Source organism: uncultured Brevundimonas sp. (assembly GCF_963974615.1).
Classification (GTDB): Bacteria; Pseudomonadota; Alphaproteobacteria; order Caulobacterales; family Caulobacteraceae; genus Brevundimonas.
Genome location: NZ_CAXBDH010000024.1, coordinates 1 through 20,525 on the forward strand (window position 1 = coordinate 1; position 20,525 = coordinate 20,525).

General features: G+C 67.0%; 21 protein-coding genes and 1 pseudogene. 11 read left to right on the forward strand and 11 right to left on the reverse strand.

What is annotated here, in order from left to right; all coding sequences use genetic code 11:
- Window positions 1-49: 49 nt before the first annotated feature.
- The 3 genes from AAC050_RS13645 to AAC050_RS13655 all read right to left on the reverse strand — a co-directional run bounded on the left by AAC050_RS13645 (window position 50) and on the right by AAC050_RS13655 (window position 2,972).
- On the reverse strand, window positions 50-1,342 hold the full coding sequence (locus AAC050_RS13645; protein WP_339915641.1) for an amidohydrolase family protein: 1,293 nt from the start codon (window positions 1,340-1,342) through the stop codon (window positions 50-52).
- 73 nt (window positions 1,343-1,415) lie between these two features.
- Window positions 1,416-1,685: a hypothetical protein gene (locus AAC050_RS13650; RefSeq protein WP_339915642.1), complete on the reverse strand. Its 270-nt coding sequence runs from the start codon at window positions 1,683-1,685 to the stop codon at window positions 1,416-1,418.
- Window positions 1,686-2,300: 615 nt separating this feature from the next.
- Entirely contained in the window at window positions 2,301-2,972 is a 672-nt protein-coding gene (locus AAC050_RS13655) for a hypothetical protein (RefSeq protein ID WP_339915643.1), read from the reverse strand.
- A gap of 59 nt (window positions 2,973-3,031) precedes the next feature.
- On the opposite strand from AAC050_RS13655, the gene AAC050_RS13660 reads away from it, so the two are divergent.
- A complete protein-coding gene (locus tag AAC050_RS13660; RefSeq protein WP_339915644.1) occupies window positions 3,032-3,757 on the forward strand; it encodes a hypothetical protein in 726 nt (241 codons plus the stop codon).
- Window positions 3,758-4,072: 315 nt separating this feature from the next.
- Here the strand turns inward: AAC050_RS13660 and AAC050_RS13665 are convergent.
- Window positions 4,073-4,177: pseudogene (locus tag AAC050_RS13665) on the reverse strand (methyltransferase); the annotation flags it as partial.
- Window positions 4,178-4,579: 402 nt separating this feature from the next.
- On the opposite strand from AAC050_RS13665, the gene AAC050_RS13670 reads away from it, so the two are divergent.
- Window positions 4,580-5,221, forward strand: coding sequence for a dihydrofolate reductase family protein (locus AAC050_RS13670; RefSeq protein ID WP_339915645.1), 642 nt, complete (start codon window positions 4,580-4,582; stop codon window positions 5,219-5,221).
- Window positions 5,222-5,234: 13 nt separating this feature from the next.
- On the opposite strand, the gene AAC050_RS13675 is transcribed toward AAC050_RS13670, so the two are convergent.
- A complete protein-coding gene (locus tag AAC050_RS13675; protein WP_339915646.1) occupies window positions 5,235-5,999 on the reverse strand; it encodes a methyltransferase in 765 nt (254 codons plus the stop codon).
- 117 nt (window positions 6,000-6,116) lie between these two features.
- On the opposite strand from AAC050_RS13675, the gene AAC050_RS13680 reads away from it, so the two are divergent.
- The gene (locus AAC050_RS13680) at window positions 6,117-7,133 is read left to right on the forward strand and encodes a polyprenyl synthetase family protein (RefSeq protein ID WP_339915647.1); all 1,017 of its coding nucleotides are present in this window, start codon (window positions 6,117-6,119) and stop codon (window positions 7,131-7,133) included.
- A gap of 9 nt (window positions 7,134-7,142) precedes the next feature.
- Here the strand turns inward: AAC050_RS13680 and AAC050_RS13685 are convergent, their stop codons facing one another.
- The 3 genes from AAC050_RS13685 to AAC050_RS13695 all read right to left on the reverse strand — a co-directional run bounded on the left by AAC050_RS13685 (window position 7,143) and on the right by AAC050_RS13695 (window position 9,221).
- Window positions 7,143-7,559: a type II toxin-antitoxin system VapC family toxin gene (locus AAC050_RS13685; RefSeq protein ID WP_339915648.1), complete on the reverse strand. Its 417-nt coding sequence runs from the start codon at window positions 7,557-7,559 to the stop codon at window positions 7,143-7,145.
- Window positions 7,556-7,951 (reverse strand): hypothetical protein, encoded by a 396-nt coding sequence (locus AAC050_RS13690; protein WP_339915649.1) that lies wholly within the window; start codon window positions 7,949-7,951, stop codon window positions 7,556-7,558. The genes AAC050_RS13685 and AAC050_RS13690 overlap by 4 nt, the downstream gene beginning before the upstream one ends.
- 64 nt (window positions 7,952-8,015) lie before the next feature.
- Entirely contained in the window at window positions 8,016-9,221 is a 1,206-nt protein-coding gene (locus AAC050_RS13695) for a pyridoxal phosphate-dependent aminotransferase (protein WP_339915650.1), read from the reverse strand.
- A 101-nt stretch (window positions 9,222-9,322) separates the two neighbouring features.
- Here AAC050_RS13695 and AAC050_RS13700 point away from each other — a divergent pair, with 101 nt between their 5' ends.
- The 7 genes from AAC050_RS13700 to rodA all read left to right on the forward strand — a co-directional run bounded on the left by AAC050_RS13700 (window position 9,323) and on the right by rodA (window position 17,079).
- The gene (locus AAC050_RS13700) at window positions 9,323-10,033 is read left to right on the forward strand and encodes a VTT domain-containing protein (RefSeq protein WP_339915651.1); all 711 of its coding nucleotides are present in this window, start codon (window positions 9,323-9,325) and stop codon (window positions 10,031-10,033) included.
- 73 nt (window positions 10,034-10,106) lie between these two features.
- Window positions 10,107-10,724, forward strand: coding sequence for a glutathione S-transferase N-terminal domain-containing protein (locus AAC050_RS13705; protein ID WP_339915652.1), 618 nt, complete (start codon window positions 10,107-10,109; stop codon window positions 10,722-10,724).
- 225 nt (window positions 10,725-10,949) lie between these two features.
- Complete coding sequence (locus AAC050_RS13710) at window positions 10,950-11,990, forward strand: rod shape-determining protein (protein ID WP_339915653.1); 1,041 nt, start codon at window positions 10,950-10,952, stop codon at window positions 11,988-11,990.
- 130 nt (window positions 11,991-12,120) lie between these two features.
- On the forward strand, window positions 12,121-13,350 hold the full coding sequence (mreC, locus tag AAC050_RS13715; protein ID WP_339915654.1) for a rod shape-determining protein MreC: 1,230 nt from the start codon (window positions 12,121-12,123) through the stop codon (window positions 13,348-13,350).
- A gap of 8 nt (window positions 13,351-13,358) precedes the next feature.
- A complete protein-coding gene (locus tag AAC050_RS13720; RefSeq protein WP_339915655.1) occupies window positions 13,359-13,865 on the forward strand; it encodes a hypothetical protein in 507 nt (168 codons plus the stop codon).
- Window positions 13,862-15,931 carry a penicillin-binding protein 2 gene (mrdA, locus tag AAC050_RS13725; RefSeq protein ID WP_339915656.1) on the forward strand — a complete coding sequence of 690 codons (2,070 nt, stop codon included), beginning with the start codon at window positions 13,862-13,864 and terminating at the stop codon, window positions 15,929-15,931. The genes AAC050_RS13720 and mrdA overlap by 4 nt, the downstream gene beginning before the upstream one ends.
- Complete coding sequence (rodA, locus tag AAC050_RS13730; protein WP_339915657.1) at window positions 15,928-17,079, forward strand: rod shape-determining protein RodA; 1,152 nt, start codon at window positions 15,928-15,930, stop codon at window positions 17,077-17,079. The genes mrdA and rodA overlap by 4 nt, the downstream gene beginning before the upstream one ends.
- Window positions 17,080-17,237: 158 nt before the next feature.
- On the opposite strand, the gene pip is transcribed toward rodA, so the two are convergent.
- Entirely contained in the window at window positions 17,238-18,218 is a 981-nt protein-coding gene (gene pip, locus AAC050_RS13735; RefSeq protein ID WP_339915658.1) for a prolyl aminopeptidase, read from the reverse strand.
- Window positions 18,219-18,246: 28 nt separating this feature from the next.
- Window positions 18,247-18,624, reverse strand: a complete 378-nt coding sequence (locus AAC050_RS13740; protein WP_339915659.1) for a DUF423 domain-containing protein — start codon at window positions 18,622-18,624, stop codon at window positions 18,247-18,249.
- 48 nt (window positions 18,625-18,672) lie between these two features.
- Here AAC050_RS13740 and AAC050_RS13745 point away from each other — a divergent pair, with 48 nt between their 5' ends.
- Complete coding sequence (locus AAC050_RS13745; protein ID WP_339915660.1) at window positions 18,673-19,836, forward strand: MFS transporter; 1,164 nt, start codon at window positions 18,673-18,675, stop codon at window positions 19,834-19,836.
- Between the two features lie 8 nt (window positions 19,837-19,844).
- On the opposite strand, the gene AAC050_RS13750 is transcribed toward AAC050_RS13745, so the two are convergent.
- Window positions 19,845-20,444, reverse strand: a complete 600-nt coding sequence (locus tag AAC050_RS13750) for a hypothetical protein (protein ID WP_339915661.1) — start codon at window positions 20,442-20,444, stop codon at window positions 19,845-19,847.
- Window positions 20,445-20,525: the final 81 nt, after the last annotated feature.

The following is a 20,525-nucleotide window of genomic DNA, read 5'->3' on the forward strand; positions in this document are numbered from 1 at the left end:
CCAGCTTCCCCGGCCTGGACCGGATGGACAACCTATTGAGAGCTCACATCTAGCGCGTGGCGGCGGCGTCGTCGCGCACGATCACGCCGTCCTTCATCACCAGCCGCACGGCCTGCACCGCGGTGATGTCGCGGGTCGGGTCGCCCGCCACCGCGACCAGATCGGCCAGCAGGCCGGGCCGGATCGCGCCGAGCCGGTCGTCGACGCGGAAGATGCGGGCATTGCCCGAGGTGGCGGCGATCAGGACGTCGGCGGCGGGCATGCCCGCGGCGGCCATCAGCAGCATCTCGCGGGCATTGGTGCCGTGGCTGTAGACGCCGACGTCGCCGCCCATGCACAGCGTCACCCCGGCGGCGCGGGCGGCGGCGAAGGCGCGGCGCTTGGCGAGGACGTTTTCGGGCGCGGGTTCCTGACCGTCCCAGCCGCGATAGCGGGTGATGGCGTCGGTCGCTGCCAGGGTCGGGCACAGGGCCACGCCGCGGTCGTGCATCAGGCGGAAGATCTCGGGCGTGCCGGCATCGCCGTGTTCGAGGGTGTCGGCCCCGGCCAGAATGGCGCGGCGCATGCCCTCGACCGTGCCGGCATGGACCGACACGGTGCGTCCGGCCGAATGGGCGGTCTCGACGGCGGTGGTCAGTTCGGCCTGGGAAAAGGTCGGGCGGCTGGGCTCGCCCGGGCCCCAGCGATAGTCGGCGTAGAGTTTGATCACATCGGCGCCGGCCCCGATCTGGCTGCGCACGACCCGGGCGATGTCGGGGCCGTCGGCCTGTTCGGCCCCCAGCGGGGTGGTGAGGCCCGGCTCGAAACCGCGCGGGCCATAGGCCCCGGTGGCGACGATGGCCCGGCTGGCGATCAGCAGGCGCGGGCCGGGAACGATGCCCTGGTCGATAGCCTGTTTCAGCCCGGCATCGGCATAGCCGGCCCCCTCGGTGCCGAGATCACGCACGGTGGTGAAGCCGGCCATCAGGGTGGTGCGGGCCGAGACCGTGGCCCGGGCGGTGCGCAGGGCCAGCGGCTCGTGCAGGACCTGATCGTCCCAGCTGGTCTCGTCATAGGGGTGGAGGAACAGGTGGGCATGGCCCTCGATCAGGCCCGGCATCAGGGTCAGGCCGGGCAGGTCCAGCACCACGGCCCCGTCGGGCGCGACCAGATCGGGACCGGCCGCCGCGATCCGGTTGCCGCGCACCAGCACCGACCAGCCTTCGTGCGGGCGGGCCTCGACGCCGTCGAAGACCCGGTCCGGGCGCAGCAGGACGACAGCCTGGGCGGGGACATGGGCAGGGGCTTGAGCCTGGGCGGGGGCGGTGCCCAGCAGGACGAGAAGGAACAGAACAAGACGCATGGTGGGGACCCCGGTTACCGACGGGGCACTGAAGCGCGACCGGGGCGGGGGGGCAAGGCGTTCGGTGCAACCGTCAGGGGCCGGCCGGATCGGCGTCATCACCATCGCCATGATCGGGGCGTGCGGCCTGCAGGGCCATGGCCTCGGCCCGCAGCAGGGTGGCGGAGACGATGAACTCGCTCGGGTCGGGCCGGTCACCGGCCCTGAGGGCGGCGACGAACAGGGCTTCGCGCGGGCCGTGGGGTTCGGCTTCACCCCGCATCAGCATCTCCAACCGGGCCCATTGCAGGGCGCGGGCGAACAGCTGGTCGCGGCGACGGGGACGGGGGGGACGCGGGCGCATGGCGGTCTCCTGATCTTGAGTCGTGCGGCGGCGACCTGCGGCGCGCGGCGACGCAGGGGCGGGGAGGGCGCGGGGCTGCCGGGCCTCGCCCGGAGCGGAGAATAAAAACCGTTTCGACGAGGATGACGCCCCGCGCAGCCGTTTTCCACGCGCCCACCGGTTGGCGGCCCTGTTCAGGCCTGGCCGGACCGTCCCGTACCCGTTGCCGGGCGCGGGGGTCGGGGCGGAGGTGCCGGTCAGTGCCGGGATCGCTCCGCCCTCGGGCCCGCGGCGAGCAGTGAACGGCATCCCGCGCCGTCCAAGGGACCCCCGGAGTTATCCGCCCCCGGGCTTCATCGCTCGACCACAGCCCCGCCGCCGTGCGGGCGCTGGATCCGACGCCCTCCCCATCGGCGGGGATGGAGGCAGACTGGCACGGCGGCTGGACCAGGGCGGGTTTTTAGGGGGCGTGGAGGGGAGGGAGTTGAATTGGTTGGGGAAGGGGGTGGGGAGGTGCGCGGGTTTTGGGGAAGGATGTGGCGGTTTTGGGGGGGCGGCTGGGAGGGCGAGGGCGTCGCGCGCTGGGAGTCCGGCAGCGCGATCAGTGCGCCGGCGATCTGTTTGCGCCGATTGCCGTCAACGGGCTCGCTCATAGTCCCCCCGGAAGGTCACGCCCATGCCGTACTGGCCCAGCTCGCTGTCCTCATCGACGATCAGACGCCCGTCTTTGAAGGTCAGCTGGATCCAATGGCGCTCCGGATGAAACTGTGGATCTCCCTCCAGAATGACGCCGTCGCGCAGGTCGGCCAGGAAGGCGAGATCGCCCATGTTCGGCCCACCGGGCCGATCCAAGCCCACTAGGGCGAAGCCAGTGACCGCATAGCGCGCGTTGCCTTCCATGCTGTCCTGTACCGGCGTCAGGGTCAGTTCGGCTGACTTGATGCCGTTGCCGCTGCGGATCCAAGTTCCGGCGATGGGATCTTCCGCCGGAAGTACGACGTCGCCGAAGCGGACCGGCAGCCGGAGATAGTCCTCCAGCCGCGCATAGAGCTCCTCACGATAAGCGCGCACCTCGCCCAGCGTCAGGCCTTTGCTCTGGCTGGTTCGACTGTCGTAGGCGTCGTGGTGCTCAAGGCAGAGGAAGGCGAGATTGTCCTCGCGATTGTCGTCGCGCTTCTGGTTGAGGTGAGCAATCTGGCCGGACTGGGGGAAAAGGTCGCGGTTCAAACCAAAGCACAGACAGCAGCGCCGGCGCGAACGCACCAGCACCCGGGTCAGCACCTCATCTTTGATCGGCGGTCTGTTCATCCCTCGATTGTGGCAGGATACAACGGCCAAGCCGAGTCGGTCGGCGTGATGGAACGAAGATGGCGGACTGGTCCAAGGAACGCGGCGTCGCCGACGAAATCCACATCGACCAGTTCATCGCAACGGTCGGCGGCGAGCGTGTGGATCAACGGTTTCCGAACGCGGCCTTTCCGAACGCCGACTACATCTTCGCCAACGAGAAGGTGCTGATCGAGCTGAAGGTGTTGGAGACCGAGTTCGGCGACACCGACGCCCTGAAAGCGAGGGAGGCGAGGCTTATGCGCGAGGTGGCGCAGAAGTTCAGCGTCGGGGCGATCTTGCGCGGAGAGTCGAAGTTCAAGCGCTATTGGGCCGAGGCCAGGTGGAACCACTATCGGGTTCCGCTCGGCCGGATCACCGAGAAGGCCAACCGCCAGCTGCGCGAAACCAAGGCCGCTCTCGGCGAGGACGGCTATCGCGGCCTACTTTGGCTCGTGAACGACAACTTCCGGGGCATCGGGACGGATCTGGCTTTGGGGCTCCTGCTCAGCACGGTCGGGCACCGCAACCCCCATGTGGACGGGCTGGTCTATGTGACCAACCACTATGTGGACTTCCCCGGCGACGACTTCGCCCGCTTAGTCTGGGCACCGGCCTACGCCGAGGGCGTGAGCCAGGACTTGGTGGACTTCGTCGACCGTCTTGGGGCGGCGTGGTTTCAGTTTCAGGAGGGCGTCATAGGTCAGATGGACGACCGTCAATCCGGGCCTGACATCTCGCTTCGCGGTGCCCGGCCGATCGTCTGAAGTCGTCAGATCGACGACGCCCCGAACACGCCGAGCTACTGCACCAGGCCGTAGAGATCGGCCACGCCCCAGTGGCCTCTGGGCGCACGCCGTCCCGGATCACCGCTGCGCGGCGTCCGGGATGACAAGGGGTTCGGACCCCCTTTTAAATCCGTCATCCTCGGGCTTGTCCCGAGGACCCATGGTTCAGCGGTTTCGACCTTTGGATCAGGGAATGCCGCTTGAGGGCGCGAGACGTCAGCCGCTGGTGCGGTCGTGAAATGGGTCCTCGGGACAAGCCCGAGGATGACGGGTGGGGGGGCGTTTGGCGGGGAGTCACCACCCCAGCGCCGCCTCGCCCCTGAGGATCGCTTCGGCCTCCGACGTGTGTTTGGCCCCGGTGCGGTCGTGCAGGACGAGGGCGGGCAGCAGGCGCAGCGGGACGAGGCCAAGCCTTGATCGACGTTTACCCTGCTTGAACGCTGCAGCGGCGATCCGGGACGCTTGAGCGCCCGAATTTGATCCTCCCGGAAGCGGTGTCAGCCGCTATCCGGGAGACGGGTCAGGGTCCAGCGCGGCGGTCACCTGTCTCCCGGACAATCGCGCCGCGATTTCCGGGAGGTCCTGAACAAGTGGAGCCCGCCGTCCCGGATCGCCGCTCTGCGGCGTCCGGGATGACAAGGGGTCTGGACCTCCTTTTAAATCCGTCATCCTCGGGACAAGCCCGAGGATGACGGGTGGGGGGAGCATGTTGAGCGGGGGCTCCGGGGGGACCCTTCGGGGTTTTGCGCGCCGGCGCGGCGTGCGTTATTGTCTTCCAGCTGACAGGGAACGGAGGGCCCGATGGGCAGGGTGCGTGTAGCGGGGTTCGGCCTGTCCATCGACGGTTTCGGAGCCGGGCCGGAGCAGAGCCTTGAGCATCCGCTGGGCAGGCGGGGCAAGGAATTGCACAACTGGTTCTATCCGACCCGGACCTTTCGCGCGATGTTCGGGGAGGACGGCGGGACCGAAGGCGTCGACGATCGCTTCGCCCACGCCTCGATGGACGGCTTCGGGGCCTTCATCCTGGGTCGCAACATGTTCGGCCCGATCCGTGGCGAATGGCCGGACGAGGTCTGGAAGGGCTGGTGGGGGGACAATCCCCCGTATCATGCGCCGACCTTTATCCTCACCCACCACCCCCGGGCAGCGATCGAGATGGAGGGCGGCACGACCTTCCATTTCGTCAGCGACGGGCCCGAGGCGGCGCTCGCCCAGGCCAGGGCCGCGGCGGGCGAGCGGGACGTGAAGATCGGCGGGGGCGTGTCGACGGTCCGCCAGTATCTGCAGGCCGGCGCGATCGATGAAATGCATCTGGCCCTGTCGCCCGTCGTTCTGGGGCAGGGTGAATCCCTGTTCGCCGGCCTCGACCTGCCGGGGCTCGGTTATCGGGTGACCGAGGCGGTTCCGACGGAGCGGGCGACCCACATTGTGCTGACGCGCTGAACCCCCGCCCTCCTCACCACGCCAGCGCCGCCTCGCCCCTGAGGATGGCCTCGGCCTCGGGCGTGTGTTTGGCCCCGCTGCGGTCGTGCAGGACGAGGGCGGGCAGCAGGCGTAGCGGAGCCTTGCCGGTCTTGATGGCCAGGACCAGCACGCGTTTGGCCGGTTCGTCGGCATAGGGCTGGACCGGGCGGATGGCGAAGGCGCCGGCCCCCGGGGCCAGCAAGGCCAGAATGTCGGCCAGACGGTCGGCGCGGTGGATCATCACGATACGGCCGTTCTCGCGCACGGCCTTGAGCAGGAAGCCGGTCCAGGCGGTCAGGCCGTCGTCGGCCATCCAGGCCCCCTGTTTGCCGGGGGCGGGGGCGCGCAGGGCGGCGGGGTCGTCGAAGAAGGGCGGGTTGGAGACGGCCCAGTCGAACGGGGGACAGTCGAGGGCGCGGAAGCCGGCGGCGACGTCGCCGGTCAGGAGGGTGGTGCGCTCGGCGATGTTGTTCAGGGCGGCGTTGTCGCCGGCCAGGGCGGCGGCGGCGGGGTCGCGCTCGAGCCCGGTCAGGCGGGTGCCGGGACAGCGGGCGGCGATCTGGGTCAGGACGGCGCCGGCCCCGCAGCCGGCCTCGATCACCGACTGGCCCGGCGTGGCGGGCACGGCGGCGGCCAGCAGGGCGGCATCCATACCGGCGCGATAGCCCCGGGCCGGCTGGCGCAGCCGGACGCGACCCCCCAGCAGGGCGTTCTCGACGATCTCGGTGATGGCGGTGTCTGTCGGTGCGACGGTCACGCGGCTTGACCCTTTATGGCGCGATCATCATTGTGCGCCGCAGTGCTCCGGGGCAAGGCTGCGGCTGGATTTCAGGCGCGATTCTCCCCGTATCCGCCCGCTTTGAAGAGTTCTGCCTTGGACGCTGTCACCGCCGCCGCTCCCCGTTCGAAGGGTGACGTCGAGCCGCTGGTTCGGCTGTCGGGCCCCGACATGGCGGCTGTCGACGCCCTGATCATCGAACGCATGCAGAGCCAGGTGCCGGTCATTCCGCTGCTGGCCGACCATCTGGTGGCGGCCGGGGGCAAGCGGCTGCGGCCGATGCTGACGGTGGCGGCGGCGCGGGCGACCGGGGCCGACGGCGACATCGCCGCCCCGCGCAAGCTGGCGGCGGCGGTCGAGTTCATTCACACGGCCACCCTGTTGCACGACGATGTGGTCGACGCCTCGGACATGCGGCGCGGCAAGGTGGCGGCGCATCTGATCTGGGGCGCACCGTCCAGCGTGCTGGTCGGGGACTTCCTGTTCGCCCGGGCCTTCGAGCTGATGGTCGAGACCGGCCAGATGCGGGCGCTGGGCATATTGGCCCGGGCCTCCAGCGTGATTTCCGAGGGTGAGGTGCTGCAGCTGACGCGGGCGCATGACCTGAACCTGGACCACGAGACCTATCTGCAGATCATCTCGGCCAAGACCGCCGAACTGTTCGCCGCCGCGGCCGAGGCCGGGGCGGTCGGTTGTGGGGCGAGCGAGGCGCAGATCGCGGCGTTGCGGGCCTATGGGCTGAATCTGGGGCTGGCCTTCCAGCTGGCCGACGACGCGCTGGATTACGGCGGGGCGTCCGAGACGCTGGGCAAGAACGCGGGTGACGACTTCCGCGAGGGCAAGGTGACCCTGCCGCTGCTGCTGGCCGTGACCCGGACCCGGGGCCACGAGAGTGCCTTCTGGGAGCGGACCATCACCCGGGCGGAGCGGACCGGGGACGATTTCCACCGGGCGCGGGAGCTGGTGATCGGCTCGGGCGCGATCGGGGCGACGCTGGACATGGCCGGCGACTATGCTGACCTGGCCCGGAGCGCGCTGGAGGTGCTGCCGGACAGCGACTGGCGCGCGGCACTGGAACAGCTGGCCGATTTCGCGGTGTCGAGGGCGGCCTGAGACGGGCGGTCAGCAGGCGATGGCCTCGACCTGTCCGTCGGCGGCGAAATCCAGCAGTGGTCGGTCACGGGTCATCAGTCTGCATCCGGTGGCGCGGGCGGTCGCGGCGATGATCCGGTCGGCCGGGTCGCGCAACGGTGGGCCGGGTAGCTGGGACGACGCGATCAGGATGTCCGGGGTCAATGCAGCGAGGTCGACGCCGAGGTCCAGCACCCGTTCAAACCAATTCAAGGGCGGCAGGCTGAGAGCAAGGCGTCCTTTGGACACCAGGAGGCCGATCTCCCAGGCGGTGATCGGCGAAACGAGGACCTGGGTTCCGATCGCCTGCGCTTCCTGAAGCGCCGCCTCAGCCTCCGGCCTGAATTTCGAGCCTGCCTGGAGCCAGATGATCGCACAGGTGTCGAGCAGGATCGGTCTGGCGGTCACCGGTCGGCATCCCAGATCTCGCCGGTCGGGGCCGTGATGTCCACGCCCTCGGGAATGGTCACCGTCCCGCCGAGCTCTGCGCGAATACGATCCAGAAAGCCGAGACTGCGCGCGGGGCGCGACGTGGCATTGGCGGATGCCGGGGCGGTGTCGGACTTGCGGAACACCAGCCGGCGCGACCCCATGTCGACACGTTCCGTCACATAGCCGGCGGCCAGCCAGGCCTTGGTCATCACGTTGTTGGACGCGTTGTTGCTCCACCAGGCGCGGAGTCCACTCGCCTTCTCGGGCAGAGGAAAACCGAGAACCCGCTCAATCTCGCTGAAGCTCATCGGCACCTCCTGGTCGCGCTGCGCGGCGAGGAACTGGGTCAGGGGTTCGTATTTGGACATGCCCGCCTCCTTGAGTGGCGAGCCCATAAAAACACACTGTGTGTGTTACGTCTAGAGTGTGTGTTTATCTCAGGCCGGCGCAGAAGCGCTGGATGCGGCGGCAGCCGTCTTCAAGCACCGCCTCGCTGGTGGCGTAGCTGATGCGGAAATAGGGCGACAGGCCGAAGGCCGAGCCCTGGACCACGGCGACGCCCTCGGCGTTGAGCAGTTCGGTGGTGAAGGTGTCGTCGCTGTCGATGACGACGCCGCCGTCGGTGGTCTTGCCGATCAGGCCGTCGATCGACGGATAGACATAGAAGGCCCCCTCGGGTGTCGGGCAGCGGATGCCGGTGGCCTGATTCAGCATCGAGACGACGAGGTCGCGGCGCTTCTCGAAGGCCTGGCCACGTTCGGCGATGAAGTCCTGCGGTCCGTTGAGGGCCTCGACGGCGGCCCACTGGCTGATCGAGGAGGGGTTGGAGGTGGTCTGGCCGGCGACCTTGCGCATCAGGTCGATCAGGGGCTTGGGTCCACCCGCGTATCCAATGCGCCAGCCGGTCATCGCATAGGCCTTGGACACGCCGTTGACGGTCAGGGTGCGGTCGTAGAGGTCGGGCGCGACCTGGGCGATCGTGGTGTAGTCGAAATCGCCGTAGGTCAGGTGCTCGTACATGTCGTCGGTCATGACCCAGACATGGGGGTGACGGCGCAGGACGACGGCGAGGGCTTCCAGCTCGGCGCGGGTATAGGCGGCGCCGGTCGGGTTGGAGGGGGAGTTGAGGATCAGCCATTTCGTCTTCGGCGTGATCGCGGCCTCGAGCACCTCGGGGCGCAGCTTGAAGCCGTCGGCCTCGACCCCGACGACGGCGACGGGCTCGCCGCCGGCCAGCAGCACCATGTCGGGATAGCTGACCCAGTAGGGGGCGGGGACGATGACCTCATCGCCCGGCGACAGGGTGGCCATCAGGGCGTTGAACAGCACGGCCTTGCCGCCCGGGGCGACGTGGATCTGGGCCGGGGTGTAGGTCAGGCCGTTCTCACGGGCGAATTTGGCGACGATGGCGGCCTTCAGCTCGGGCAGGCCATCGACGTCGGTATATTTGGTCTCGCCGCGCTGGATGGCGGCGATGGCGGCCGCCTTGACGTTGTCGGGGGTGTCGAAGTCCGGCTCGCCCGCGCCGAGGCCGATGATGTCGCGGCCCTGGCGTTTGAGCTCACGCGCCTGGGCCGTGACGGCGAGGGTGGCCGAAGGCTTGACGCGGGACAGGGCGAGGGACTGCAGGCTGGACATGGACGCTCCGGACGATGGCGACTGTTCTTACGCAGTTGCGAAGGCGCGATCAAACGCGACGATCTCGCGATCCATCCGGAGGGGTGCTAAGCGCTGCAACCATGCGGCGGCTCATTGATTTCCTGCTGAACATGGAGGGCCGTCGCTGGCGAACCCTGCTGGCGACCGTGCTGTTGTTCGCAGGGGTGGCGGCGCTGTTCGCGTTCGGCAAGACCCAGCTGGGACTGGGAGCCGAGGCCCGGCTGGAGCTGTGGCTGAACGGGTTCAGCGACAGTCCGTGGGGCTTGCCGGCGACCGTGGTGGTGTTCGTGGTCGCGGCCTTTGTCGGGGTGCCGCAGTTCCTGCTGATCGCGGCCTGTGTGGTGGCGTTCGGGCCGTGGTCAGGATTCGCCTACAGCTGGATCGCGACGGTGGTCTCGGCAGCGGTGACCTACTGGCTGGGGCGCGGACCGACGGCGCGGGCGGTCGAGCGGTTCGGTGGCCGCACGACCATGCGGCTGAAGCGGTTCGTGGGCCAGAATGCCTTCTATGCCAGTTTCATGATCCGCAATGTGCCGTCAGCCCCGTTCATCGTGGTCAATATGGCGTTCGGGGCGACTCGGGCGTCGTTCGCAGGCTTTCTGGCCGGGTGTGCCCTGGGGGTGCTGCCGAAGACGGCGCTGGTGGCCTTCTTTGGCGGGTCGTTCATGAGCGCGGTCAGCGGTGACGGGATCTGGACCACGGCGATTCTGGCCGGGGTGGCGGTGGTGTGGCTGACGATCATGCTGGGGGTGCGCGAACTGGTGAAGCGGCGCGAGGATCGGGCGAACTAACGGAAACCGCTCTTGTTGCAGATGGAGCGAAACCCTATTTGCCTTGTTATCGTGAACCGTCAGGAGACTCCCGATGCTCAAACTCTATTATTCCGCAGGTGCCTGCGCCATGGCCTCGCATATCGCGCTCGAGGAAAGCGGTGCCGACTATGAGGCGGTCGCGATTGACCTGGGCAAGGGCGAGCAGAAAACTCCCGAATATCTGGCGATCAACCCGGCCGGGGTGACTCCGGCCCTCGTCGTCGACCGTGGTGTGATTACCCAGAACGGCGCGATTTTCACCTATCTGGCGCAGAGTTTTCCACACAGGCACCTGGCTCCGGTCGAGGACATATTCGAGATGGCGCGATTTAACGCCTTCAACGGGTTTCTGGGTTCGGCGGTTCATCCGGCGTTGGGCAAGGTGCTGTTCAGCCGTCCGCCGCTGGAAGGCGACGCCCGGGCCGAGGCCGTCGAACTGGCGCTGGGCAAGCTTCAGCTGGTCGAGGACAGTCTGCTGGAAGCGCCCTGGGTGTTCGGCGACGCCTTCACCCTGGCGGATGGATATCTGATGGTGTTTGAGCGCTGGGCGCGTCAGGCAAGGTTGCTGGACACAGGGCGCTTCCCCGGACTGAACGCCCATCTGGACCTGACCCAGGCGCGTGCCGCCGTTGGCCGGGTGCTGGCCGCCGAGGGTCTGGACGCGGTCTGAAGCGGGACTGTGGGGGGCGATGTCGAATTCGTCATCGTTCGCATGGCGCGGGAATGTCATCGGGGCTTGTAATCCATTGCCCATGCGGGCAAACGAACCATCAGTCGGCTAGGCGAAGACGATCGATTATGTTGTGCGTATGGGGATGCGTATGGCGGGGTGTCGCTGAACTGGACTGACACTACGATCGCCCCTCAGGCCTGAACCAGACGGTATCCCGCGCTCATGTTTTCACCTCTCTTCGGCATGATTTCCAACGACATCGCCATCGATCTCGGTACGGCGAACACGCTTATCTACATGAAGGGCAAGGGTATTGTTCTGAATGAGCCGTCCGTTGTGGCGCTCAGAAATGTTGGTGGTCGCAAGATCGTCCACGCCGTCGGCATCGAAGCCAAGCAGATGCTGGGCCGCACGCCCGGCCATATGGAAGCCATCCGTCCGATGCGCGACGGGGTCATCGCCGACTTCGAAGTCGCCGAGGAGATGATCAAGCATTTCATCCGCAAGGTTCATAACCGCAAGGGATTCGTGAATCCCAAGGTCATCGTCTGCGTGCCGTCGGGGGCCACCGCCGTCGAACGTCGCGCCATCAATGATTCCTGTCTCAACGCCTCGGCCCGCCGGGTCGGCCTGATCGACGAGCCGATGGCCGCCGCCATCGGGGCCGGTCTGCCGATCCACGAGCCGACCGGGTCGATGGTCGTCGACATCGGCGGCGGCACCACCGAGGTGGCCGTGCTGTCGCTGTCGGGCATCGTCTATTCGCGCTCGGTGCGCGTCGGCGGTGACAAGATGGACGAGGCGATCATCTCGTACATGCGCCGCAACCATAATCTGCTGATCGGCGAGACCACCGCCGAGCGCATCAAGAAGGACATCGGCACCGCCCGCATCCCGGCCGACGGCGAAGGCCTGTCGATCGAGGTCAAGGGCCGCGACCTGATGCAGGGCGTGCCGCGGGAAGTGCGGATCAGCGAGCGCCAGGCCGCCGAGGCCCTGGCCGAGCCGGTCACCCAGATCATCGAGGCCGTGAAGGTGGCGCTGGAAGCCACCCCGCCCGAACTGGCCGCCGACATCGCCGACAAGGGCATCATGCTGACCGGTGGCGGGGCCCTGCTGCGGGGTCTGGACGCCGAGATCCGCGACCATACCGGTCTGCCGGTGTCTGTGGCCGACGACCCCCTGTCCTGCGTGGCGATCGGCTGTGGCCGCGTGCTTGAGCATCCGCGCTGGATGAAGGGCGTCCTCGACTCGGCGCTCTGATCCGGGTCGGTCTTGAGAACCTTGTCATCTCAATTTTCGTACGGTTCCAATCCGCAGGGAATTTGCGATAGCCTGACTGCTTCAGCGGGGATCGTCCCGCTGATTCTCGCTCTTTACTAGAAGGCGCGCCGTGGCCTTTCGCGACGGACCGTTCGAGAGTTTGAAAGTGCCGCTGGTCTGGACCGCGGCGGCCGTTGTCGTGGCCGCCATGGTGGGGGCCGTCGTCCTGTTGATCAGTGACCGCCGTGATGTCGGCAACAACGCGGATTATGGCGCGGGGCGGTCGGCGACCGACACCGTAACCGGACCGGTCGGCGGCGTGTTTGCCGCCCCGGTTCGCTGGGCGGGGGCCGTCAGCAACTATGTCGGCGGTTATTTCTTCGCCGTTTCAGAAAACCGGAAACTGAAACGCCAGCTGGCCGACCTGCAGCCGTGGCGGGACCAGGCCATTGCGCTGAAAAACGTCAACGCCCGCTATGAGGTGATGCTGGGCGTTCGCACGGAGCCGCCGGTCGCCATGGTCACGGCGCGTTCGATTTCGGAATCGCGCGGGCCGTTCAGCAATGCGCGCCTGATTGATGTGGGCAGCAGCCAGCAGGTCAGTGTCGGCAACCCGGTCATCAATGAGCATGGTCTGGTCGGTCGAATCGTGGGGACCTCGCCCCGGGTCAGCCGGATGCTGCGCCTGACCGACGTTGCCAGCCAGACTCCGGTCTTGATCGACCGCAGTGACGCCCGCGCGGTGCTGGCCGGTGACGGCAGCGACAATCCCAGGCTGGAGTTCGTACGCGGCGTCGGCTCGATCCAGGTCGGAGACCGGATCCTGACCTCGGGTGACGGCGGCGGTTTCCCGCGCGGACTTCCGATCGGCGTGGCGGCCAAGGGCGTGGACGGATCCTGGCGAGTGAAGCTGTTCAGCGACCGCGGGGCGATCGACTATGTTCGCGTTCTGCTGTTCAGGGACTTTGGCCAGCTCGTTGAGACCGATGACCTGAACGCGCCGCCTTTGGCGGGGCTCATCAACGCGCCGCCCCCGTCTGCGGCCCAGGCTGCGGCCATTCGGGATTCTGCCGCCCGCCGCGCCGCCGCCGAAGCCCGGCAAACCCCGACACCGGCACCTGCAACTGCACCGGCAACACCCCCCCGCCCGGCCCCGCCGGTCGCGACCCCCGCCGCGACGGTGGCCCGGACCGGCTCTACCCCGACTCCGACCCAGGCCGCAGCCGACAGTCGTCCGCCTGCGACCGTACCGCCTCCGACGTCTCGCCCGAGGACGTCCGGTCCACGTCCGTACCAGCCTGCGTCGCCGGCGACCCCGTCGACCGAGCCGCAGACGTCACCGCCCGGAGCTGACGGGTGAGACGCTCGATGGCGGTTCGTGTGGTGGGGCCGATGCAGTGGATCGTCTATCCTGCCCTGTTGTCGATTGCCGCGACCGTGGTCCTTGGCACGCCGGTCGAGCTTTTCGGCCTGAACCTGCCGGAACCCGTTCTGCCTGTGGTTCTGGCTTTCGCCTGGCCGTTGATCCGCCCATCGATCATGGCCCCCGTCATTCTCATGGCCCTGGGGTTGTTTCTGGATGTTTTCTGGTTCGGCCCCCTGGGTCTTTGGGCGCTCGTCCTGTCGGCCATCTATGGCATCGTGCTGCTGTCACGCAGTTTTCTGCTGGGCCAGGAAACCACCGTCCAGTTTGTCTGGTACGCGACCTGTACCGTTCTGGCCTTCGTTCTGGCCTATGTGATCGTCAGTCTGAAAGCGGGCAATGCCCCGAGCATTCTGGCCCTGCTCGGGCAGATCATACCGACGTTGCTGCTGTTTCCCGCCGCCCACTGGATGATCGAGCGCTTCGATGACGGCGATGTGCGGTTCCGATGAGCAGCGAACCGTCCATCTTCTTCTCCGATGTGAACGAGCGGCAGGGATCCTTCCTGCGACGCACGTTTGTGATGGGGGGACTGACCACCCTGGGCGTCGTCGCGCTGATCGGGCGGCTGGCGCAGTTGCAGGTCGTGCAGGCGCAGCAGTATGCGACCATGGCCTCGAACAACCAGTTCAATTTCCGCCTGGTGCCGCCACCGAGAGGTCGCATTCTCGATCGCAACGGCACCGTCATCGCCGGAAACCGCCCGAGTTTCCGGGTGCTGGTGGTGCGGGACGAAACCAAGGATCTGGACGATACGCTGGACCTGCTGGGTCAGCTTCTGCCGGATACGCTGGAGCGCCGCCGGTCCATCATCCGTGAGGTCAACGCCGCGCCGCGATTTTCACCGGTGCCTGTCAAGAGCGACCTCAGCTGGGAGGAGTTCGCCCGGGTCAATCTGTACGCCAACGAGCTGCCCGGTGTGATGGCGGACATGAATGAGGCCCGCTACTATCCGTTCGGCGGCTCGTTCGCCCATGTCGTCGGCTATGTCGCGAAGGTCTCGGATCGCGATATCAAGGCGATCCGAGACCGTGGCGAGGACCCGCCCCAGCTGCTCTATAATCCGGGTTTCCGCATCGGCCGTCAGGGCGTCGAAAAGGCGCTGGACTCCGATCTTCGCGGCGAGGCCGGCGGCACCCGTGTCGAGGTGGATGCGCGGGGGCGGGTGGTCGGCGAGGACGTCGGCGGATCGCGCGCGGCCTTGCCCGGCAAGGACGTCGTTCTGACCCTGGATGCGGATGTTCAGAACCGGGCGCTGGAGGTGTTTGGCGAGGAGTCCGGGGCCTGTGTGGTGATGGACGTCCGTAACGGCGACATCCTGTGCATGGTGTCGGCCCCGTCGTTCGACGCCAACCTGTTCGTGAGCGGGGTCCCCAGCAATATCTACAGCGCGCTCAGGGACTATGAGCGCAAACCCCTGCTCGACAAGGCGATCGGTGGCGTCTTCCATCCCGGTTCGACCTTCAAGCTGACGACGGCCCTGGCGTTGCTGGAGGCCGGCGTGGACCCCAAGGAGCGGGTCGTGTGCACCGGGGGTTACCGGTTCGGCAACCGCACCTTCCGTTGCTGGAAGCCCGACGGCCACGGCCCGCAGGACATGCACAACGCCATCAAGAACTCGTGCGACGTCTATTTCTACCACCTGTGCAATCGGGCGGGCGTCGACGGCATTCAGGAGACGGCGAAGAAGATCGGCTTCATGCAGACCTATGACATCGGGGTCGACAACCAGAAGGAAGGGGTCATTCCCAGCCAGGCCTGGAAGGCGCACTACAACCGCAACAACCCCAATCCGGAATCGCGTCGCTGGTTCGCCGGTGAGACCCTGTCGGTGGCGATCGGGCAGGGGGACGTCAATGTCACGGCCCTGCAGCTGGCCGTCATGGTTTCGCGCTTCGCCAACGCCCGCAAAGCCTTGCAGCCCCGTCTGATCAAGTCGATCGGCGGCGTCGAGCAGAAGGGCAATGAAGATATTCCTGACCTGCCGTTCCCGCGCGAGCACCTTGAGGTGGTGCGTCAGGGCATGATCGCGGTGGCCAATGACGTCTCGGGCGGGGCCTATCGCCAGAGCCAGCTGGGTCTGGGCGACATCCAGATGGCCGGCAAGACCGGCACGGCCCAGGTGCGCAGCTATGACAACGTCAATCGCAAGAGTTCCAGCGTCGGCTGGGCCCTGAAGGATCACAACCTGTTCGTCGCCTTCGCGCCGATCGACGAGCCGCGCTACGGCGTCGCGGTGATCGTCGAGCACGGTGGCCTGGGGGGGGCGACGGCGGCGGCTCCGCGTGCCCGCGAGATCATGCGCACGACCCTGCTCAAGGATCCGGATATGATCCAGCGGATCCAGCGCCCCCTGCCACTTGAGCCGACCGGCCCTGAATCCGTCGACAGCGACATGGTCGAGGGAGTCGCCCCGCCCGCTCCCCAGGACGTCGCTCCCGTTGCCTCGACCCCGCGCCGGACCGCCGCGCCGACCGCCACCTCCGGACCCCGTCCCTATCTGTCGGAGCCGCGATGACCTCTTCGGCTCTGACCCGTCCCGGCGAGCGCGACCGTTTCGCGGTCAAATTGACCCAGATCGACTGGCGTTTCGTCGGCCTGCTGTCCGTCGTCGCCGGCATCGGAGCCCTGATGCTCTATTCGGTGGCCAAGGGCTCATGGGACCCCTGGGCAGCCAAGCATCTGATCCGCTTCGGCGTCTGCCTGGCCATCATGCTGGGCCTGTCGATGGTCAGTCTGAAATACTGGTTCGCCATGGCCTACCCCGTCTATCTGGTGGCCCTGCTGATGCTCGTGGGAGTCGAACTGTTCGGCTATACGGCCATGGGCGCGACCCGCTGGCTCGATCTGGGGGTGACCCGAATCCAGCCGTCCGAGATCATGAAGATCGGTCTCGTTCTGGCGCTGGCCCGCTGGTATCACGGGGCCTCGGCGCAGGACGCCAGCTTCTCGTGGAAACTGATCTTTCCGGTCGGGATGATCGGCGCACCCTTCCTGCTGGTGGCGCACCAGCCTGATCTGGGCAGCGCCATGTTGATCGGCCTGACCGGGGCGGCGATCATGTTCGTGGCCGGACTCAGCTGGAAGATCATCGTCACCGCCATCGGGGCCATGATGGTGACGGTGCCGCCCTACATCATGTTCGGCATGCATGATTACCAGCGCAACCGGATCCTGACCTTCCTGAACCCGGAGGGGGACCCGTCCGGCAGCGGCTACCACATCATGCAGTCCAAGATCGCGCTCGGCTCCGGGGGGCTGCTGGGCAAGGGCTACGGGCTGGGCAGTCAGAGCCAGCTGGAGTTTCTGCCGGAAAAGCACACGGACTTCATCTTCGCCGCGGTCTCCGAGGAGTTCGGCTTTGTCGGCTCCTTCACCGTCCTGGCCTGCTATATCGCCATCATTCTGATCGCCTTGAGGATTTCGTCCCTGTCGCACAGCCATTTCGGGCGGCTGGGCGCGGCGGGCATGACGGCGACCTTCGCCCTCTATGTTCTGATCAACGGGGCCATGGTGATGGGGCTGGCTCCGGTCGTCGGCGTGCCCATGCCGTTGCTCAGCTATGGCGGCACGGTGATGCTGACGGTGATGATCGGGTTCGGTCTGGTGATGGCGGCGCGGGTTCACCGCTACGCCGAGCTGCCGAAAGGGCACGGAATCTTCTGACGCCACAGCCCGTCCGGCGGGCGAGCGGGTCGTGAAGACCAGCCTCTAGACCATTTTTGTTTCAGGTCGAATCGACCTGAATCCAAAAAATGGTCCAGATTCAAACTAGAGCGAAATCTGAGCCGAGTTGGACTGCGTCCAACTCAACCGATTTCGCTCTAGCGTTCGAGGGTCGCGGCCCAGTCTGTGGCGTTGATCAGACTATCGATGATGCCGGGCTCGGACGATGCATGACCGGCGTCGGGAATGATGTTCAGCCGGGCTTCCGGCCAGGCGCGATGCAGGGCCCATGCGCCGGACAGGGGCGTGACGACGTCGAAACGCCCCTGGGCGATCCATGTTGGAATGTGGCGGATGCGACCGATATTGCGGAGCAACCAGCCGTCTTCCGGCAAGAAGCCGCCGTTGGTAAAATACCAGCATTCGATCCGGGCGAAGGCGACGGCGAATTCGGGTTCGGCGAATTTCTCGGGTCGACTCGCGGGTCCCTGCACGCTGACGGCCTCGCCCTCCCAGCAGGACCAGGCGATGGCGCAGCGTTCCCGCTCGGCCTTGTCGTCACCGGTCAGGCGTTTGTAGTAGGCCCCCATCAGGTCGTGACGCTCGTTTTCCGGGATGGGAGCCAGGAACCGTTCCCAGGCGTCGGGGAAGATCATTGAGGCCCCGTCCTGGTAGAACCAGTGCAGCTCCTTGCGGGTCAGCAGGAAGATGCCGCGCAGAATCAGACTGACGACGCGTTCCGGGTGGGTGATGGCGTAGGTCATCGACAGGGTCGATCCCCACGAGCCCCCGAACACGACCCAGCGATCAACCCCGCAGCGCTCACGCAAGCGTTCGATATCGGCGATCAGGGTCCAGGTGGTGTTGTCGTCCAGTGAGGCGTAGGGCCGGCTTTTGCCACAGCCACGTTGGTCAAACAGGATGATGCGGTATTTCGCGGGATCGAAATACCGGCGCATCCCGGGGCTGACTGATCCACCCGGACCGCCGTGAAGCACCAGGACCGGCAGACCCTGCGGATTGCCGCACTCCTCGTAATAGATCTCATGCTCGCCGTCCGTTGCCATCCAGCCCGAGGCAAAAGGCTCGATCTCGGGATAGAGTTCGCGACGGGGTGTTTCGGGCACTGGGAAAGCCATACAGGAAAGGATCTTTCAGCGTGACAGGTCAGTCGTTGAGAGAATGAGGCCGTAAAACGGCATAAGCGAGCAATAGCCATCCTGCAACCATCAGCGTCCCCCCGACCGGGGCCATCATGCCCATAACGGTCAGGCCCGCGAGAGCAATCAGGGACAGGGCCCCTGCAAATATGAGCCCGCCGGCGGCCGCCAGCCAGCCGGCCAGCAGGATGCGTCGGTCCCGGCCTTGCGGGGACCAGCCGGCGCAGACCAGGGCCAGTAGCGCGTGAACCAGCTGATAGTGCGCCCCCGTGCCCAGCAGCGCCTTGGCGTCCGGCGCAACTCCGTGCGCGGCAAAGGCCCCGATTGCGACGGCAAGGGCCCCGTTGAGGGCCGCGAACACAGCCAGGGCGCGGTAGGAAAACATGAAAAACCCTAACCCACGTTGGCATCGGAGTCTGCTATCGCTGCGACCATGACGTCCGCGCACCGTATGGCCCTGCACTATGTGTTGCTCTTCGGGGCCACCGGGGTGAGCCTGCCGTTCGCCGGACTGTGGTTCCGGGCCCAGGGCCTGTCCGGCGCGGAAATCGGCACCCTGCTGGCGGCACCGATGCTGGCCCGGCTGATGACCGGTCCGGCCATCGCCGTCTGGGCCGACGGATTCAGGGCCCGGCGCACTCCCATTGCCATTCTGGGCCTGGTGGCGGCGCTCGGCTATGCGGCCACCGGACTGGTCGAGGGCTATGGGCTGTGGGCCCTGTGCTGGTTCGTCGCGGCCAGCGCGGCGGCGGGGATCATCCCGCTGACGGATGTTCTGACCCTGAAACTGGCCCGGCGCGAGGGGTTCGCCTTTTCGGTGCCCCGGGGGTTTGGATCGGCGGCCTTTGTCATCGCCAATGTGGTGATGGGGGCCCTGCTGGTGCAGGCGTCGGTCGATCTGGTGATCATCTGGGTCGTGATCGCGGCCCTGCTCATCGCCGGGGTGGCGGCCGTGGTGGTGCCGCCCGAACCGGTCGACACGGTCGGTCTGCAACGCCGGGCGGACCGGTTCCGGGGCATGGGGCGGCTGGTCGCCGACCCGGCTTTCATGATCGCGATCTTCGCCATCGGTGCGGTTCAGGCGGCGCACGCCTTCTACTACGGATTTTCAGCCATCTTGTGGAAGGCGCAGGGGATCGCCGAGAGTATGACCGGCCTGTTGTGGGCCTTTTCGGTGGTGGTCGAGATCGGCTTCATGTGGTGGGTCGAGCCGTGGCGGCGACGTGCCGGAATCGGGCCGTGGACCATGCTGCTGATCGGGGCGTTGGCGGCGGTGGTTCGCTGGACCGCGATGGCCTTTGCCCCGCCCCTGTGGCTGCTGTGGCCGTTGCAGGCGATGCATGCGCTGAGCTTCGCCGCCACCTATCTGGCCGGGGTCGAGATCGTCGAGCGGTTGAGTCCGGCGGGCAGCCAGACGGCGGGCCAGACCCTGAGTTCCGTGCTTTCGGCCGGGGTTTTGATCGGACTGGCCACCGCGCTGGCGGGGCCGCTGTACGACGCCTATGGTGCCGGGGCCTATCTGGCGATGGCCGGGCTGGCTCTGATCGGGGCGGTCGCGGCGTTCAGGGTGCGCCAGACGCTGGTCCGACAGGCCTGAGGGGCCCTTTAGGTCTGGGTGGAGCGGGGCAGGGGCGACAAATGCCGGGCCATGGTCGCGGCGGCGGTCTGCACCCCGCGCTGCAACTCGGCATCGGAGACGGTCGCGGGGGCCCGGATCAAGCTGACGGCCGGACTGTCCGCGCCATCCGGCAGATCGGACAATATGCGGTAGAGCAGATAGTTGCCGGCATCGTCCTCGTAGTCGGACGAGGCCTGGGCCGTCAGTCCGGCCTCATTCATCGCCTCGACGATCTCGGCCACGGGGGCTGTGGCGCGGGCGGAACAGGGGCCGGTCAGGTCAAGTCGCGCCGTCCCGTCCAGCGCGCGGTTTTCGGCCCGCATCTGGATACGAAAGGCGTCGCCGTGCCGGGTGCGCCCGACCAGAAGAAGCGCACGACAGCCGGGCTCCATCAGTCGGGCCGTGAGGGTGGACGCCAGGGTCTGGGGGTCAGCCGCCGCGACCGGTATCGTTCGGCCCCCGACCGGGTCCCATGGCAGGCCAGACGAGCCGTCGACCGGATTCCAGCCGGACTCGGAGACGTCATAGGCACAGATGACAATCGCCGGTCTGCGGTCGGGCACGGTCTCGGCGTGGGTGTCGAGCATGAGGTTGCTAACATGTGACAGTTGCGTGACGGTGTCCTTAATGCAGGACTTTCGTCAAGCGCCATTTGAGGCCGACACGCA

Coding starts and splice junctions, on each gene's coding strand:
- AAC050_RS13645 (WP_339915641.1), bottom strand. CDS start 1,342: ATGCGTCTTGTTCTGTTCCTTCTCGTCCTGCTGGGCACCGCCCCCGCC.
- AAC050_RS13650 (WP_339915642.1), bottom strand. CDS start 1,685: ATGCGCCCGCGTCCCCCCCGTCCCCGTCGCCGCGACCAGCTGTTCGCC.
- AAC050_RS13655 (WP_339915643.1), bottom strand. CDS start 2,972: ATGAACAGACCGCCGATCAAAGATGAGGTGCTGACCCGGGTGCTGGTG.
- AAC050_RS13660 (WP_339915644.1), top strand. CDS start 3,032: ATGGCGGACTGGTCCAAGGAACGCGGCGTCGCCGACGAAATCCACATC.
- AAC050_RS13670 (WP_339915645.1), top strand. CDS start 4,580: ATGGGCAGGGTGCGTGTAGCGGGGTTCGGCCTGTCCATCGACGGTTTC.
- AAC050_RS13690 (WP_339915649.1), bottom strand. CDS start 7,951: ATGTCCAAATACGAACCCCTGACCCAGTTCCTCGCCGCGCAGCGCGAC.
- AAC050_RS13695 (WP_339915650.1), bottom strand. CDS start 9,221: ATGTCCAGCCTGCAGTCCCTCGCCCTGTCCCGCGTCAAGCCTTCGGCC.
- AAC050_RS13700 (WP_339915651.1), top strand. CDS start 9,323: ATGCGGCGGCTCATTGATTTCCTGCTGAACATGGAGGGCCGTCGCTGG.
- AAC050_RS13705 (WP_339915652.1), top strand. CDS start 10,107: ATGCTCAAACTCTATTATTCCGCAGGTGCCTGCGCCATGGCCTCGCAT.
- AAC050_RS13710 (WP_339915653.1), top strand. CDS start 10,950: ATGTTTTCACCTCTCTTCGGCATGATTTCCAACGACATCGCCATCGAT.
- AAC050_RS13720 (WP_339915655.1), top strand. CDS start 13,359: ATGGCGGTTCGTGTGGTGGGGCCGATGCAGTGGATCGTCTATCCTGCC.
- mrdA (WP_339915656.1), top strand. CDS start 13,862: ATGAGCAGCGAACCGTCCATCTTCTTCTCCGATGTGAACGAGCGGCAG.
- rodA (WP_339915657.1), top strand. CDS start 15,928: ATGACCTCTTCGGCTCTGACCCGTCCCGGCGAGCGCGACCGTTTCGCG.
- pip (WP_339915658.1), bottom strand. CDS start 18,218: ATGGCTTTCCCAGTGCCCGAAACACCCCGTCGCGAACTCTATCCCGAG.
- AAC050_RS13740 (WP_339915659.1), bottom strand. CDS start 18,624: ATGTTTTCCTACCGCGCCCTGGCTGTGTTCGCGGCCCTCAACGGGGCC.
- AAC050_RS13745 (WP_339915660.1), top strand. CDS start 18,673: ATGACGTCCGCGCACCGTATGGCCCTGCACTATGTGTTGCTCTTCGGG.
- AAC050_RS13750 (WP_339915661.1), bottom strand. CDS start 20,444: ATGCTCGACACCCACGCCGAGACCGTGCCCGACCGCAGACCGGCGATT.